The organism is Acidithiobacillus ferridurans, from assembly GCF_003966655.1.
Lineage (GTDB): Bacteria > Pseudomonadota > Gammaproteobacteria > Acidithiobacillales > Acidithiobacillaceae > Acidithiobacillus > Acidithiobacillus ferridurans.
The window spans coordinates 2,733,534-2,750,057 of the sequence record NZ_AP018795.1 but is presented as its reverse complement, the minus strand read 5'-3'; the positions used below and the strand labels follow the sequence as shown (position 1 = coordinate 2,750,057).

Genomic DNA, 16,524 nt, shown 5'->3' with positions numbered 1-16,524 from the left:
GCGATGAAATTTACGGATATCTTCATTCATCGACCGGTTCTGGCTACGGCCTTGAGTCTGGTGATCCTCCTCCTCGGGTTGCGCGCCTATACGGAAATGACGGTGCGCGAGTACCCGGCCCTCACCAACACCGTGGTTACGGTAACCACGGCGTACCCCGGCGCCAATCCCAACACCATCCAGGGCTTCATCACCACCCGCCTGGAGCGGGTGATCGCCAGCGCTCCCGGCATCGACTATATGACCTCCAACAGTTCCGAGGGCATGTCCACCATTACCGTGTACATGAAACTGAATTACAGCCCCGACGCGGCGGTGGCCAATATCCAGTCGAAGGTCCAGCAGGTGACCAACGAACTGCCCGCCGGCAGCCAGTTGCCGGTGATCAACGTCACGGTGGGCAACACCACTGACCTCATGTACATCGCCTTTTACAGCAACCACCTGAACCAGCAGCAGATTACCGACTATCTCCTGCGGGTGGTTCAGCCCAAGCTCGCGGCCGTCAGCGGCGTGGGCGAAGCGCAGATCCTGCCGCCCGGCTCCGGGAACGGCAATACGTACTCCATGCGCGTCTGGCTCAACCCCCGGAAGATGGCCGCCCTCGGGATTAGCGCGTCCCAGGTGTCCCAGGTTCTGGCAGCCAACGACTTCATCTCAGCAGTAGGGAGCACCCGGGGGACCGAGACGGGGGACACCATCGTTGCCACCACCAACCTCCATGATGCGGCGCAGTTCCGCAACCTCGTGGTTAAAAACGTGGGTAATACCATCATCCGCCTCAAGGATGTCGCCCAGGTAGAACTCGGGGCGCAGAATTATGATTCCAGCGCTTATTTTGACGGCAAGCCGGCGGCTTTCGTCGGTATTCAGGAGTCACCGTCGGCCAACTCGCTGAATGTCGCGGCGGGGGTCAAGGCGGCACTGGCCGAACTCGGCACTGCCCTTCCGCCAGACATGCACATGGCCATCCCCTACGACGCCACGGACTACATCAAGGCCTCCATCGACGAAGTCTTGCTGACCATCGGCATCACGCTGGCGGTGGTGGTCCTGGTGATCTTCCTCTTCCTGGGCTCCTTCCGTTCGGTGCTCATCCCGGCAGTGGCCATTCCCCTGTCCATCATCGGTGCTGGTTTCATCATGTGGGCCATGGGCTTCACCATCAACCTGCTCACCCTGCTCGCCATCGTTTTGGCCATCGGCCTGGTGGTGGATGACGCCATTATTGTGGTGGAAAATGTTCATCGCCACATCGACGAGGGTAAAAGCCCCATGCAGGCGGCCTTGATGACCGGCCGGGAACTGGGCACTGCCATCGTGGTGATGTCCACCACGCTGATCGCCGTCTTTGCCCCCATCGGCTTCATGAGCGGCCTGACTGGCAGTCTTTTCAGCGAGTTCGCCTTTACGCTGGTGGCTACCGTGCTGGTTTCCATGGTGGTGGCGCTGACCCTGTCGCCTATGCTCAGCAGCAAGATACTCCGAGCCAGCAGCGCACATGGATTCGCCCACTTCATCGATACCCGCTACGAGGAATTACGCCGTCTGTACGATCGGCTGCTCCGGGGTAGCCTCAACTTCGTGCCGGTGACCATGCTTTTTGCCGCCGTGATTTTTGTGAGTATTTATTTCCTCTTCACCACGAGTAAACAGGAACTGGCGCCGCAGGAAGATCAAGGCATCATTTTCAACATGGGCACCGGCGCGCCTAACGTCACCCCTGAACTGTTGAGCAAGTACGGCATGGAGATTGTCCATGACCTGAGTAAATATCCGGAAACCAAAGCCACCTTCATGGTCACCGGCATTTCCGTGGGGAGTGGTGGCGGGACCAACAGTCTCATCGCCGGCATGCGGCTAAAAAATTGGGATAAGCGATCGGTAACCGCCATGCAGCTGGCGCCCCAGGTACAAAAACAAATGAATGGGATCACCGGTCTGCAGGTGGCGTCGTTCCAACGGCCGTCCCTGCCCGGGTCCGCTGGTGGTCTGCCGGTTCAATTCGTGCTGCAGTCGAGCGGAGGTTACGACAAGCTGGATCAGGTGGCCAACGAGGTCATCGGCCGCGCCCAAAAAAGCGGCCTGTTCATCTACGTGACCAAGGACCTGCGCATCGACAACCCGGAGATCGTCCTCCATATCCACCGCAACATGGCGGCGAACCTGGGTTTGACCATGGCAAACATCGCCCAGGATTTGCAGCCGCTGCTGGGCGGCAATTATGTCAATCGATTTGACCTGAAAGGCCGGAGTTATGAAGTGATCCCGCAGGTACCGGACCGCTTCCGCGCCGATCCGGGCCTTCTCAAGACCTACTACGTCGCCACCGCAACGGGGCAGATGGTGCCACTGTCCACCCTGGTGTCTGTGGAAACCAAAGTGCAGCCGCAGTTCCTGCCGCAGTTCCAGCAGCTCAATTCCGCCACCATTCAGGCGGTACCCGCCCCCGGCGTGACCCTCGGCCAAGCTTTGACTTATCTGAAAACCCAGGCCCAGAACGTCATGCCCAAGGGCTTCTCCATCGACTACTCCAGCCAGTCGCGGCAGTATATGCAGGAGAAAAGCGGGCTGCTGGTCACCTTTGCCTTGGCCGTCCTCCTCATTTATCTGCTCTTGGCGGCGCAGTTCGAGAGCTTTCGCGATCCGCTCATCGTGCTCATCACGGTGCCTATGTCCATCAGCGGGGCGTTGATCTTCATCAGTCTGGGGCTGGCCACCATCAACATCTACACCGAGGTGGGCCTGATCACCCTCATCGGTCTGATCGCCAAGCAAGGCATCCTCATCGTCCAGTTCGCCAACCAGATCCAGCGACACGAAGGGCTGGACAAGCGTTCCGCCGTGGAAAAAGCCTCCAGCATCCGTCTGCGGCCCATTCTCATGACCACCGGTGCGATGGTGCTGGGCGTATTGCCCCTCTTGCTGGCGAGTGGAGCCGGGGCGGTCAGCCGCTTCGACATGGGTCTGGTCATCTTTACCGGGCTGGCGATCGGCTCTTTTTTCTCGCTTTTCGTTGTGCCTGCCATGTATATGATACTCGCCAAGGATTTACGGGAACCTCAAAATTCCCGGGAAGCTTGATAAGACGGTTTCATCTTGTTGGACATCATGGATCGGGGTACCCTTCAGTGCCCCGTTTTCGCTTGACAAAAGAAGGGGCTGCCAGAAGAATAACCGGCGAACATAGCTCTCGTTTCCGGGGATGCTCCGTTTTGCCGCCACCTCTCCGGTTGACGCGCCCGCTTTTCACATAGGTAACTTTTTCATGGGTGAGCATTTTTTCCTGAGTAGCGAGACCTCGCCAAAGAGGCCCAAGTGACTGCGCGACGCATTGATGGCAAAGCCATCGCGAAAAAAATACATGCCGATATTTCCCTTCGCAGCCATGCCTTTCTCCGCCAATGGGGGCGCTCCCCCGGCCTTGCGGTAGTGCTGGTCGGCGCTGATCCGGCCTCCCGGATTTATGTACAGAAAAAACGGGAGACCTGTGCTTCCGTGGGAATTGCCTCATTCTCCGCCAACTTGCCAGCAGACACTAATCCACAACAGCTTCTGGCCCACATTGCGGAGCTGAATGCCAATGACGCGGTCGACGGCATCCTGGTGCAACTGCCACTTCCCCCCCTTTTGACCCGGAAGAGATCATCGAAGCCATCGCGGTGGAGAAAGACGTGGATGGTTTCCACCCTTACAATATCGGCCGTCTCGCCTTGCGCGCGCCATTGCTTCGCTCCTGCACACCTGCGGGCATCATGACTCTCCTTCAGGAATCGGGCATCGATATCAAGGGAAAAGAGGCGGTAATCGTTGGTGCCTCCAACATCGTCGGGCGCCCTATGGCGTTGGAACTCCTCCTCGCCGGCGCAACGGTGACCGTCTGTCATCGCTTTACCCGGGACCTGGCGGCTCATGTAAGGCGCGCCGAACTGCTGGTTGCGGCGGCCGGCAAACCGGGATTGATCCCTGGTGCGTGGATTCGTGAGGGCGCGGTGGTGATCGACGTAGGAATCAACCGTCTTCCGGATGGGCGTGTGACCGGCGACGTGGACTTTGCCGGCGCGGAGCAGCGTGCAGCGTGGATCACCCCGGTCCCCGGCGGGGTCGGACCCATGACTGTGGCCACCCTTCTGCAGAACACCCTGATCGCTGCGGAGCATCGCATGGGGGCACCGCATGTCTGAGGTGCCTGCGCCGGAAAACGCCCGTTCCGCGCCGCCTCTCGACAGCCCTGAGCTGTACTTCAACCGAGACCTCAGCATCCTCGCTTTCAACCAGCGGGTGCTGGCTCTAGCCGACGACCAGCGCGTACCGCTGCTGGAACGTTTACGTTACCTGACCATCGTTTCCATCAATCTGGACGAATTTTTTGAAGTGCGCATGGCCGGACTGTTGCAGCGGCTTAAATTCGGCGCCGGCCCCTTGGGGCCGGATATGCTTGGGCCCCATCGTGAAATCGAGGCGGTCGCGAAAAAGGCCCATGAAATCATTTCCGAACAATACCGATGCCTGAATCAGCGCCTGCTGCCCGCTTTGGCTAGAGAAGGTATTCGCTTGCTGCGCCGCCGCGAATGGCGGGCGGCGCAGAAGCGCTGGATCGGCAATTATTTCCAAACCGATGTGCTACCTCTACTCACTCCCCTGAGTCTCGACCCCGCCCACCCCTTTCCCAAGGTACAGAACAAAGGGCTGAATTTCGCTATCGTTCTGGAAGGCCAGGATGCTTACGGGCGACACAGCCCCATCGCCATCGTACAGGCGCCACGCATTCTCCCCCGCATCATCCAGATTCCGGAACATCTCGCGGGTCCGAATGATTTCGTGTTTCTCTCCTCCGTCATCCACGAACATGTGCAGGCGCTCTTTCCGGGCCTGACCATCCAGGGTTTTTATCAGTTTCGGGTGACGCGCAACAGTGAACTCTTTGTGGATGAGGAGGAGGTGGACAATCTCCTCGACGCGCTGGCCGATGAATTACCACTACGCCCCTTTGGCGAGGCAGTACGGCTGGAGGTCGCTAACAACTGTCCGCGGGAAGTGGTGGAATATCTTCTGAAACATTTTGAACTAAGTGAGAGCAACCTGTATTCATTGCAGGGTCCCGTGAATCTGTCACGCCTGGCGGCCATCATTGAAATGGTCCGCCGTCCCGACTTGCTTTATCCACCCTTCGTACCGGGGCTGCCACCGGTTTGTTCACACCCCGAGAACATATTCGCGCAACTGCGGGAGGCGCCCATCCTGCTGCACCACCCCTACCAGAGCTTCAACCCGGTTCTGGATTTCCTCCGCCAGGCGGTCAGCGATCCAAAAGTCATCGGCATCAAGCAGACGCTGTACCGCACCACCCCTGACTCCCCGATCATCGACGCGTTGATAGAAGCGGCCATGGCCGGGAAACAGGTCACGGCAGTGGTCGAACTCAAGGCTCGCTTTGACGAAGCCAATAACATCCGGATGGCCGAGCGTCTGGAAGAAGTGGGTGTGCAAGTGGTATACGGCGTGGTCAATCACAAGGTGCATGCCAAGATGATTCTCATCCTGCGCCGGGAGGAGGACGGGATCCGCCTCTACGGGCACCTGGGTACGGGCAATTATCATCCCCGCAATGCGCGGATTTACACCGATCTCAGCCTGCTCACCGCAAATCCTGATATCACGGCGGATATGAATGACCTGTTCATGCATATCACCGGCATGGGCAAGGCGCCGCAATTGCGCTGTCTGCTGCAGAGTCCTTTTACGATGTTCCAGGGAATACAGGAAGCCATCGATACGGAGATCCGGCATGGAAGCAAAGGCCGCATCATCGTACGGGTGAACGCGCTGGTCGACCCCGATCTGATTCGCGCCCTGTACCGGGCCTCCCAGGCCGGGGTGGAAGTCGACCTGGTGGTGCGCGGCGCCTGTGCCCTGCGCCCTGGCATACCAGGTGTCTCCGATCATATCCGGGTACGTTCCATTGTCGGCCGTTTCCTCGAACACAGTCGCGTCTATTACTTCGGAAACAACGGGGATCCCCGCCTCTGGATATCAAGTGCCGACTGGATGGGGCGCAATCTTTTCCGCCGTCTGGAAGTCGCGGTACCCATTACCGACCCCGACTTGCGCGCCCGCATACTCACGGAAACCCTTCAGCTATACTTGGAAGACGATTGTAACGCTTGGGCGATGCGTGCGGATGGTGATTATGATTTTTTGCGCAATCCCCTGGATGCCAACTGTAAATCCGCACAGGACCGCCTGCTGGAACACTACAACAGGAGCAGTCATTATGGGTGAGAGGCGCGAGCATTGATCCGGGTGCTGGTGCTCAACAGTAAAGGAGGCGCCGGAAAAACAACCGTCGCTACCAACCTCGCCAGCCTGCTGGCACTGCGTGGTTCGGTGCTCCTCGCCGACCTGGACCCACAGCGTTCGTCCAGTACCTGGGCTGGGCGGCGATCGGAACACCTGCCCAAGCTGTCCGTCATTACAGATGCAGACCGGGATTTCCGCGATTATCCACCCACGGATTTCGTGGTCTTTGACGCCCCTGCCGGCCTTAAGAAAGGGCGTCTGGAAGACATGCTGGGCGAGGTGGAAGCACTGCTGGTGCCCATCGGACCATCTTCCTTCGATATGGACGCCAGCCGCGTCTTCCTGGAACAACTAAAGGAAATAAAACGCTTTCGTAAGGGAAAAGTGCGCATGGGCGTGATCGCCAACCGGGTGAATGCGCGTACCAGGGGCGGACAGCATTTGCAGACCTTTCTTGCGGATTTGCAATTGCCGGTAGTGGCCACCCTGCGCGACAGCGAACTTTACGTGCGAGCGGCACAACTGGGCGCGGGAGTGGCAGACCTGCGCGCCGCCGAAACCCGGGCCGATCTGCCGCAATGGGCGCAGATTCTGCGTTTCGTGATGGAAGGGAAATATGGAACAGGAGCTTAAACTGCAAATACTGGACCCCTCCCCTGTCACCTGGGAAAAGATTTGCAAGTTCCCTTTGCTCGCGCTGGGGGAAGCCCCCGCCCTGAAACTGCATGCGGTCTATTATGACAGCCGGGACGGCGCCTTACGGCGCGCGAAACTCGCGTATCGGGTGCGTCGAGAAGGTAAGGAGTGGGTCGCCACCCTCAAGGCCGATGGACAGTCCATGGGCGGATTACATCAGCGCCCCGAATGGAATGTCACCGTTTCCTCCTCCGCAGCGGACCTCCGGGTGTTTACCGACCCGGACGCTGCGGCATTGTTGGCACCGTTTCTGGATTTGGCTCTGCAGGCCATCCTCGAAACCCGTTTTGAGCGGCTGGAAAGCCGGGTGGATTGTGCCGATGGCAGCCAGATAGTGGTCGCCCTGGATCGTGGAGAAATCCTTGCCAGCGGCCTATGCGAACCGATTCTCGAAATGGAGTTGGAGTTGGCAACCGGGGGGCCTGCTGCGATATTGGAGATGGGCGCGGAGCTATGCGCCCATCTGCCGTTGCTGCCTGATGGGGAGAGTAAGATGTTCCGGGGGTTGCGTCTGGCCGGACTGATACCCGCCGATGCCGTTGCACTGGGGGACAAAGCAGCACCGCTACGCCGACACGAAAATGCCGGAAAGGCACTCAGCCGCCTGTTGATCGAGCAATGTCAGCAGTCTCTCACCGCAGCTAGGCAGCATGCGACCGGTAACAGCCCGGAGACCTTTCATCACTTGCGCAAAGCCGTCCGCAGCCTGCGCGCATTGCTGCGATTCTGCCGGACGCTGGATACCGACAAGCGTCTGGAGGGTGTCCGTCAGGAATTGGCGGACTGGTTTCACCAGCAAAGTATACGGCGTGATCATGAAGTCCTGGCCACATACTGGGCAACTTTGGCTGCCGAGACAGGCACAGAGGCCGCGCCCCTGTACACATGGTTGAGCGCGGAGGCCGAGGCCACCGCTGCCGGACTGGGTCACCTCGCCGCTACGATACTGCAGTTCTGGGCGCTACTGCTGCGTGCAGCGTTGCACAGTGACGAAGACCTCCAGCACTACGCGGAAATGCATTTGCGGCGTCAGGACCGCAAATTGACGGCGGCGGGTGCTGCGGCCCAAACCCCCATCGAGTTTCATGCTCTGCGCATTCACATCAAGAATTGGCGCTATGTTATTCTCGCACTAGGAGATATGTGGCCCAGCAAAGATAGCAAGGCGCTGCTCAAGACCCTCTCCGCTCTGCAAAAAATCTCCGGCGCAATGCATGACGCAGATATGGCAGGACAGCATCTTGCAGGACTGGCTACAAGCCGCAGGCACGGGCTCGCCTTCCATGCGGGGATGCTGATGGGCTATCTCCATGCCCGGGAGGTCCGGCAACACAAAAAATTCTCCCGGCACTGGAAACGGCTGGAGAGTATCTCCCGGCCGTGGAGCTGATGCTTCGACACCCCTTCAAGCTCTTTGCATGACGCCGCTGTCTACTTTTTATCTGGATGAGAACGCTGTATGACTTCTGCCAGATCGCGGGAAAGCCCAGGCTTACCGGCCAACATTTTCAAGGCTGCCACCATCGCTTGCTGACGCGGGGCATCGTAGCGCTGCCAGCGACTGAGGGGTGTCGCCAGGCGCGCCGCCGTCTGCGGATTGATGTCATCCAGACGGCGGATCTGCTCGGCAAAAAAAGTATAACCGGAACCATCCGCCGCATGGAAAACCGTGGGATTGGCGGCAAATGCGCCGAGTACCGCACGCACCCGATTGGGCACCCGCCAGTCAAAGGCTGGATGCACCAGCAGATGTTCCACCTGCCGCAAGGTTTTCGGATGTGGCGCAGCCGCCTGTATGGCAAACCATTTGTCGATCACCAGCGGGTAGTCGTGCCACCTTTGGTAAAAGTCGAGGATGACGTCTTCGGCATCGTGATGCTGATGTTGCACCAGCAACTGGAAAGCCGCCAGCCGGTCCGTCATGTTGTCGGCCTGCATATATTGCTGACGGGCGTACAGGATCGTCCCTTCGCGCCTGCTGCCCTCACCGGCGATGAGATAACCCAGAGCGAGGTTGCGTAGACGCCGGCGACCGATGGACAGACCGTCGCGCTGATAGGCGGCAGCAAGATCGTGATACAGATCGGTCCATTCCTTTGCGAAATGGCTGCCGATGGCGCGCATCATCCCCTCCCGGGCACGGTGGATGGCCTCGACGGCGACTACAGGCATCTGTTCGCCAATATAATCCTCGCCGGGGAGCGTCAACAGTTCGGCACAGAAGGCAGGATCCACCTGACGGTCCGCCAGCGTCGCTGCAACGGCGTTCCGCAATGTGACGGGCAACGGCGCGACCGACGAATCCGCCACAGCGGCGAGCAAGGCCTTTACAGCAAGGTCCTGCATGCTTTCCCAGCGATTGAAGGGATCATCATCGTGGCGTGCCAGAAAACCATGGGCGTCGTCATCCAGTGGGTCCTGCAGCCGCACCGGGGCGGAAAAGCCGCGCAGAAGGGAAGGAATCACCGGACCCGGCAAGTTCGCAAAGTTCCAGGACTGCTCCGATTGCTCCAGCAGCAATACCGTTTCGGAGGCACCCCCGGCAAGCTCCAGAGGCACACGTTGCCCTTGGGTGTTGAGCAGCGCCATACGAACCGGGATCGGCACCGCCTCTTTAACGGGTTGACCGGGGGTTGCCGGGGTTTCCTGATGCAGGGTAAGGGTATAGCTGTGCCGGGCAGGATCGTAGCTGCCGGTGGCCCGCAAAACGGGTGTTCCCGCCTGGCCATACCAACGCCGAAACCCGGAGAGGTCACGCTGGTTGGCGTCTTCCATGGCGGCGATAAAGTCCTCGATGGTTACCGCATGGCCGTCGTGACGCTCGAAATACAGATCCATACCCTTCCGAAATGGCACCTTGCCGAGCAGGGTGTGCATCATCCGCACCAATTCGGCGCCTTTTTCATAGACCGTGGCGGTGTAGAAATTATTGATCTCGGAGTAGGCATCGGGCCGCACCGGATGGGCGAGCGGGCCTGCGTCTTCCGGGAACTGGGCGGCACGCAGACGGCGTACATCGCCGATGCGCTGGACGCCGCGGGAATTTTGATCGGCGCTGAATTCCTGATCGCGAAACACCGTCAGGCCTTCTTTGAGACTGAGCTGGAACCAGTCGCGCAAGGTCACCCGATTGCCGGTCCAGTTGTGGAAGTATTCGTGGGCGATAACCGACTCGATACCCTGATAATCGCTGTCCGTAGCCGTTTCCGGGCTAGCGAGCACATACTTGGCATTAAAAATATTGAGGCCTTTATTCTCCATCGCGCCCATATTGAAGCTGTCGGTAGCGACGATCATATAGCGGTTTAGGTCGTATTCCCGGCCATAAACCTCTTCGTCCCAGCGCATGGCGTGTTTGAGGCTGTCCATGGCCTGGGCGCAGGCACCGGTATCGCGTTCGGCCACATAGATTTCCAGGGCTACTTCCCGGCCGGAAGCGGTACGGTACCGGTCGCGGACGACCGCCAGATCACCGGCCACCATGGCGAAGAGGTAGGCCGGCTTGGGATAGGGGTCTTCCCAGCGCGCCCAGTGCCAGCCACCCTCTTCAACACCCGTGGCCATACAGTTGCCATTGGCAAGCAATACCGGGCAACCGTCCTGCGGGGCGTGCAGGGTCACCGTGAAGCGGGCGAGGCAGTCGGGGCGATCCAGGTAATAGGTAATACGCCGGAATCCCTCCGCTTCGCATTGGGTCAGGAACTGCCCGCCCGCATGATAGAGACCGGAAAGCGCGGTGTTGGCCCGAGGATGGATACGTACCCTGCTTTCCAGAATGAAGGCTTCCGGGGGATTCAGCAACAGCAAACCACCCTCGGTCAGCCGATATGCGCTTTCTGCCAGCGCCTGGCCGTCCCGCTGGATATCCAACAGTTCCAAGGACTCGCCATCCAGATACAATTCCGCGACCGGCTCCGGTGCGATGCGATGCAACTGAAGGCGGGTATGTACTTCGGTATTGTCTGGATCCAGGCGCACATCCAAGGCGATTTCAGAAACTTGATAGCTGGGAACCTGGTAGTCTCCACGCCGGATTACCGCCGCTGTCGATCCTGAGATATTCACTTCTGGCACACCCCATTTTGCAGATTACCGATATGCGCAGCAAAATCCATGAAGCTTTCTTTGCCCAAGCCGTGTACCAGGGTCGGCTCACCCTTTGAATTACAGTAAATCAGGGTGGGGGTAGCCATTTCACCACTTTCGCTCAGTAGCTTGGTATTGTTTTCTACCGCACTGAGGGTGGCGGCGGCAGGATTTTGCGCCGGTGCAATCCCCCCCTCTTCCGTCACCGTATCAAAGCCCTTTTCGTTCTTCGCCATGGCGGCAGCGGGGTCTGCGGCACCAAGAATGGCTGCGGCCTTCGGCATGCTGTTCGGCTTGAGAAAAGCCACCACCACATAACGCACCCTGAGTTTGCCGGCCTCGATCAGCGGTTTGGCCTCTTCATAAAACTTGTGGCAGAAAATGCAGTTTGGATCGACGAAAGCAGTGATTTCCGGTCCGCCTGTACCCAGCACAAAGCTATCGGCACCAACCGCCTTCGCTGCCAAAGTCCCTGCGCTCGCCGGTTTGGGAATCAGGCCAAGTTTTACCATCGCCGTGTGCGCTTCATCCTCACCCTGCTTGTTCAGGACCGGACCGGCAATCAGGTATCGGCCATCCGCAGTGGCAAAGGCGACCGTTGGATGGCCCTGCAAAGTCACCTCGATTCCGGTCAATCCGCCGGGACCGGGAAACACCTTCTCGGCCTTGGCTTCTCCATGGGTCACGGATTCCAGCAAGCTAGCCGCTGTGCCGAGACTGACTCCCGATCCTGTGCCGGGCATTACCGCAAAACGTTCCACGACGGCGCCGGTGAGTCCCCCGATAATGAAAAGGCCTACGGCCAACGCGATGGATTTTTTCTCCATGAGTGAATACGGTCCTTATGTTTTTGCGAGAGGTAACGAAGATGCGCTTTGATTCTAAACCTGTGGCCGTGGTAAAAGCCAGACGGCCCCATCCAGGTAAGGCGGGACGGACCAGAGGAGCCCGCTGTCTGGGCAGGGACTTCCTCGGTAGCGGGACTAATGAAAATCCCGGGAGCGTGTACTCAGTGTACCCAGCCAGGGGCTGAGATCCTCCATGGCGTCGGCGATAAAATGAAGACTGGCGCCCTGACGCTCCAGCCGACCGCCGATACCCAGCAGGCGGCCCTGCAGCAGTGCCCGGCGCCAGCCTTCGACCCTTTGCGGCCAGACGATGACATTGATCATGCCGGACTCATCTTCCAGTGTCAGGAATACCGTACCATGAGCTGTACCGGGACGCTGCCGGTGGGTGACCAGACCGGCGAGACGATCCGGGCGGCCGTGGTGCTGCATGCGCACCTCGGCGATACGGCGATAGCCACTTTGGGCGATCCGCTTGCGCAGAAAATGCAGGGGATGGGGACCAAGGCTCAGGCCCAGTTGCTGATAATCGGCAATACAGGCGGCAGCGGGCGTTTCGGCAGGAAGGGCGGGAGCCTGCTCCGGTACCACCGGCATGGGCAATGCGGTGGGCAGGGGCAGACTGCCCTGCACCGCCCACAGGGCCTGATGTCGGTCCCCGTGCAGGCTGGATAGAGCCCCTGCATATGCCAGTTGGTGCAGTGCGGCAGCGGACAGACCAAGGCCGTGGCGAAGCGCCTCGCTGTGCAGCGCACCGCCCTGCGCCCGCCAGTGCAGAAGCCTTTCCGCCTCTTTGGGTGACAGGCCCTTGATCAGGCAAAGCCCCAGACGCAGCACCCTATCCTGTACTTTACAATCCCAGTCACTATGGCAGATGTCCACGGACAATACCTCAACGCCACAGCGGTAGGCCTCCTGCACGATCTGGGCGGGGGCATAAAAACCCATGGGCTGACTATTCAGTAGCGCGGCAGTGAATATGGCCGGATGGTGGCACTTGATCCAGGCGGAGGCATAAACCAGCAGGGCGAAACTGGCGGCATGGGATTCGGGAAAACCATATTCGGCGAAGCCCTGAATCTGCTGGCAAAGGCGCTGGGCGAATGCTTCGGAATAGCCACGCAGACGGAGACCGCGGATGAGGCGGTCGGTGTAAGGGCCGAGATGCCCCTTGCGCCGCCAGGCGGCCATGGCCCGGCGCAGACCATCCGCCTCGTCACCACTGAAACCGGCGGCATCGATGGCAATCTGCATCACCTGCTCCTGAAAAATCGGCACACCCAGGGTCCGTTCCAGCACCTTTTTGACTTCCGGTCCAGGATAGCGCACCGGCTCCAGCCCCTGGCGGCGACGCAGATAGGGATGCACCATATCCCCTTGAATGGGACCTGGGCGGATGATGGCCACTTCGATCACCAGGTCGTAAAAACAACGGGGTTTGAGGCGCGGCAACATGCCCATCTGCGCCCGCGACTCCACCTGAAAGACGCCCAAGCTCTCACCTCGCTGGAGCATGGCGTAGGTGGTGGAGTCTTCGGCAGGGATGTCGGCGAGGGTCATGCCCAGATCATCGAGGGCACGGCGCAACACGCTCAGCATCCCCAGCGCGAGTATATCGACCTTGAGAATACCAAGGACGTCGAGATCGTCCTTGTCCCACTGAATCACCGTGCGCTCCGCCATGGCGGCGGGTTCGATGGGAACCAGGGCATCGAGGGGGGTCGCAGAAAGCACCATGCCACCGACATGCTGGGAGAGATGACGCGGGAAACCGACCAGTGCATTGACTACGGTGATCAGGCGTTGGATGGTCGGGCTGGTGGGGTCGAAGCCCTGCTCCTGCAAACGCTCCGGGCGAATCTGGCGGCCATCCCACCAGGCCAGGCCCTGGGTGAGGCGCTGAATCTCGGCCGGCGCAAAACCAAGGGCACGGGCGGCATCGCGCATGGCACTGCGCGGCCGATAATGGATGATGGTAGCGGTCAGTGCGGCGTGGTCCCGCCCGTAATGCTGAAACACGTACTGAATGACTTCTTCGCGGCGCTCATGCTCGAAATCCACGTCAATATCCGGCGGCTCCCGGCGATCGCGAGAAATGAATCGCGCGAAAAGCAGTTGCATTCGGTTAGGGTCTACTTCCGTAATGCCGAGGGCATAGCAAATGACTGAATTGGCCGCCGAGCCCCGGCCCTGGCAGAGGATACCGCGCCCCTTGGCGAATCGGACGATATCGTGGACGGTCAGGAAATAGCCGGCGTAATCCAGTTCCCGCACCAGTGCCAGTTCCGCCTCCAGTTGCGTGGTTACCACCGTGGCGACACCTTGGGGATAACGCCGTTGCAGGCCTTGCCTGGCCAGTTCGGCGAGATAATCATTCCGCTGCTGGCCTGCGGGACAGGCTCCATCGGGGTAGCGATAAACGAGACTATCTAGAGAAAATTGACAGCGCTCTGCCACCCGCAGGGTTTCGGCCAGCAGCTCCGGAGGATAGAGTTCCGCCAGTACGGGGCGCGGGCGCAGGTGGCGCTCGCCATTACGGGCCAGTGCCCAGCCCAGATCCGCCAGCGGACGCCGCAGGCGGATGGCAGTGAGCACATCCTGCAAAAAACGACGGCTGCGCCGGTCCATGTGGACATCCCCGCAAGCCAGACAAGGAATCTTCAACGCCCTGCCCTGCTCCAACACCTCCCGAAGTTGCGCCGCGTCGTCGCAGCCACGCAGGAGCTCCGCGCCAAGCCAGACATTTTCGGCGCCAAGACAATCCCTTACGGCGATGGCGTCGGCAGCATCAAAGCGTAGGCTTTGTGAATCGGGTAGAATGATGGCCAGACAACCCGCAAGTCCTTGCAAGTCCGCCAGCAGGGCCTGATACCTGCCTTTTTCCGCTCGTCCCCGGGCGCGGGTGATGAAGCGGGATAGCGCGACATAACCGTCACGCTCCTGCACCAGCAGGACGATGCGCGGACCATCGGTCAGGGCGATTTCACTGCCCAGTATCAGCGGAAAACCGATATTGTGGGCATGGCTGTGGGCTCGCGCCGCGCTGCCCAGGGAACACTCCTCGGTAATGGCGAGGGCGCGGTATCCCAGAGCCTGGGCACGGTCCAGCAGGTCTTCCACGGCACTGGCACCCCGTAAAAAACTCAGTGCGCTGAGACAGTGAAGCTCGGCATACTCAGGCAAAATAGCCCTGCACATAGAAACGCCCCTGACGCCGGTCCCGATACACCCAGCACAGAGCCCCGCCAGGATGTCGCCAGCGGAAGTAATCCCGGCTCTGATCGCGGCCATCCCACCAGCCGCCTTCGATACGTTCTACCTGCGCCGGCGGAAGGAGCGGTGGGGCATGGAGCGGCAGTGCCTGCGCCAGCAACCAGAGGGGACGAGCGGCATTGGCCTCTCCCTGCCCAGCTCCCGGCGGTACCCTCTGCCAGGCATAATCCGGGCGATGATCCGCCACCCCGGCGACGGCATATACCGCAACGTCACCCAGACGCTGACGCAATTGCTCCACCAACTGCCAGCGCGCCTCCTCCGCCTCGTCCTGCCACCAGGTGGCCTGACGCCCGGACCAGTGATGCGGCGCCAGTGCCTGCAGGTGCAGGGTATGCACGGCAAAATCCAGAGGCTGTTGTTGTAACCGCCATTGCCAGAGCGTCAACAATGTTTCCACCTTCGTGGAAGGATCGCGTACCTCCAGCGTGGAAGACCATTGCCGCTCACGACCCTGCAACTGCAGCAGCCAGGAGCGGCTGGCCTGCGCCTGCGTCCGGAGAAGAAGCTGAAGATCCTGTAAAGCACGGTGCAGGGCAAAGCGCAGGCCTTCCCAGTGGCGGATTTCACTGTACAGCGGGATGGAAACTTCCGGATTCATCGGGAAAGACAATGCGGGACGCGGATCATCTATCCTACCGCTCAGACGATCCAGCACATGCAAGGATTCGGGACCAAGGCGCCTGACCAGATCGGCACGGTCCAGGGCCTGAAGCTGGGCGCAATGACGAACCCCCAAGGCCAGCAGGGCCGCACGGGTGGTGGCGGCACAAGGCAGCAGAGTTATGGGGATTCGCGGCCAGAGCAGCGCCCAGTCGACGGCCCCTGGGCAAAAGCTGGAGCCAGGACCGGAACTGGTTCCTTGCCATTGCGCCAGTAAGGCGGCACCCAGGGGTGTCGGAGCCACCCCGGCATGCACACTCAGTCGCGTCGCAGCAGCCCATGCCGCCACGACCTGCAACAATGTGTCGTCCTGCTGCAGGCGGGTGTTACCGGAGATATCCACCGCCAGGGCGGGGGACATCTCCTCCAGCAGCACTACCCGTGGTGCCAGACTATAAAGCAGCCTGGCCCAGTGGCTGAGCGCCTGCACTTCGGCAGCCGGGTCGCGAGTACAGAGTTGCAGTTCCGGGAGCATAGCCAAAGCCCGCGCCGTCGTCATGCCCGTTCGTAGTCCCGCCTGAAACGCTGTCGCGTTGACCTGCAACAAGGTTCCAGCACTGCCCTGCGCGTCCACCAGCGCCAGCGCGGCCGCTTCTGCCTGCACCCGTTCCCGAAGCTCCACGCCCAAACGCGGAAACTGTATCGCCAGCCAGTACAT

General features: G+C 60.1%; 9 protein-coding genes and 1 pseudogene. 5 read left to right on the top strand and 5 right to left on the bottom strand.

What is annotated here, in order from left to right:
• Positions 1-3: 3 nt before the first annotated feature.
• Positions 4-3,084 carry an efflux RND transporter permease subunit gene (locus AFERRID_RS14170; RefSeq protein ID WP_113525641.1) on the top strand — a complete coding sequence of 1,027 codons (3,081 nt, stop codon included), beginning with the start codon at positions 4-6 and terminating at the stop codon, positions 3,082-3,084.
• Positions 3,085-3,249: 165 nt separating this feature from the next.
• Here the strand turns inward: AFERRID_RS14170 and AFERRID_RS15820 are convergent, their stop codons facing one another.
• Positions 3,250-3,405, bottom strand: coding sequence for a hypothetical protein (locus AFERRID_RS15820; protein ID WP_232028034.1), 156 nt, complete (start codon positions 3,403-3,405; stop codon positions 3,250-3,252).
• On the opposite strand from AFERRID_RS15820, the pseudogene folD reads away from it, so the two are divergent.
• From folD to AFERRID_RS14150, 4 genes and pseudogenes are all read left to right on the top strand, one after another.
• Positions 3,334-4,184: pseudogene (folD, locus tag AFERRID_RS14165) on the top strand (bifunctional methylenetetrahydrofolate dehydrogenase/methenyltetrahydrofolate cyclohydrolase FolD). The gene AFERRID_RS15820 and the pseudogene folD sit on opposite strands and share 72 nt — an antisense overlap.
• A complete protein-coding gene (ppk1, locus tag AFERRID_RS14160; RefSeq protein WP_113525643.1) occupies positions 4,177-6,282 on the top strand; it encodes a polyphosphate kinase 1 in 2,106 nt (701 codons plus the stop codon). Before folD ends, ppk1 begins: the two are co-directional and overlap by 8 nt.
• A gap of 21 nt (positions 6,283-6,303) precedes the next feature.
• Positions 6,304-6,933, top strand: a complete 630-nt coding sequence (locus AFERRID_RS14155) for a ParA family protein (protein ID WP_225982020.1) — start codon at positions 6,304-6,306, stop codon at positions 6,931-6,933.
• Positions 6,917-8,386: a CYTH and CHAD domain-containing protein gene (locus AFERRID_RS14150; protein WP_126605555.1), complete on the top strand. Its 1,470-nt coding sequence runs from the start codon at positions 6,917-6,919 to the stop codon at positions 8,384-8,386. The genes AFERRID_RS14155 and AFERRID_RS14150 overlap by 17 nt, the downstream gene beginning before the upstream one ends.
• Positions 8,387-8,427: 41 nt before the next feature.
• On the opposite strand, the gene pepN is transcribed toward AFERRID_RS14150, so the two are convergent.
• The 4 genes from pepN to AFERRID_RS14130 form a co-directional block, all read right to left on the bottom strand.
• Entirely contained in the window at positions 8,428-11,061 is a 2,634-nt protein-coding gene (gene pepN, locus AFERRID_RS14145) for an aminopeptidase N (protein ID WP_126605554.1), read from the bottom strand.
• Positions 11,058-11,909 carry a thiol:disulfide interchange protein DsbG gene (dsbG, locus tag AFERRID_RS14140; protein ID WP_113525647.1) on the bottom strand — a complete coding sequence of 284 codons (852 nt, stop codon included), beginning with the start codon at positions 11,907-11,909 and terminating at the stop codon, positions 11,058-11,060. The genes pepN and dsbG overlap by 4 nt, the downstream gene beginning before the upstream one ends.
• 156 nt (positions 11,910-12,065) lie before the next feature.
• Positions 12,066-15,128, bottom strand: a complete 3,063-nt coding sequence (locus tag AFERRID_RS14135) for an error-prone DNA polymerase (RefSeq protein ID WP_126605553.1) — start codon at positions 15,126-15,128, stop codon at positions 12,066-12,068.
• Positions 15,106-16,524, bottom strand: coding sequence for a Y-family DNA polymerase (locus AFERRID_RS14130; RefSeq protein WP_126605552.1), 1,419 nt, complete (start codon positions 16,522-16,524; stop codon positions 15,106-15,108). The genes AFERRID_RS14135 and AFERRID_RS14130 overlap by 23 nt, the downstream gene beginning before the upstream one ends.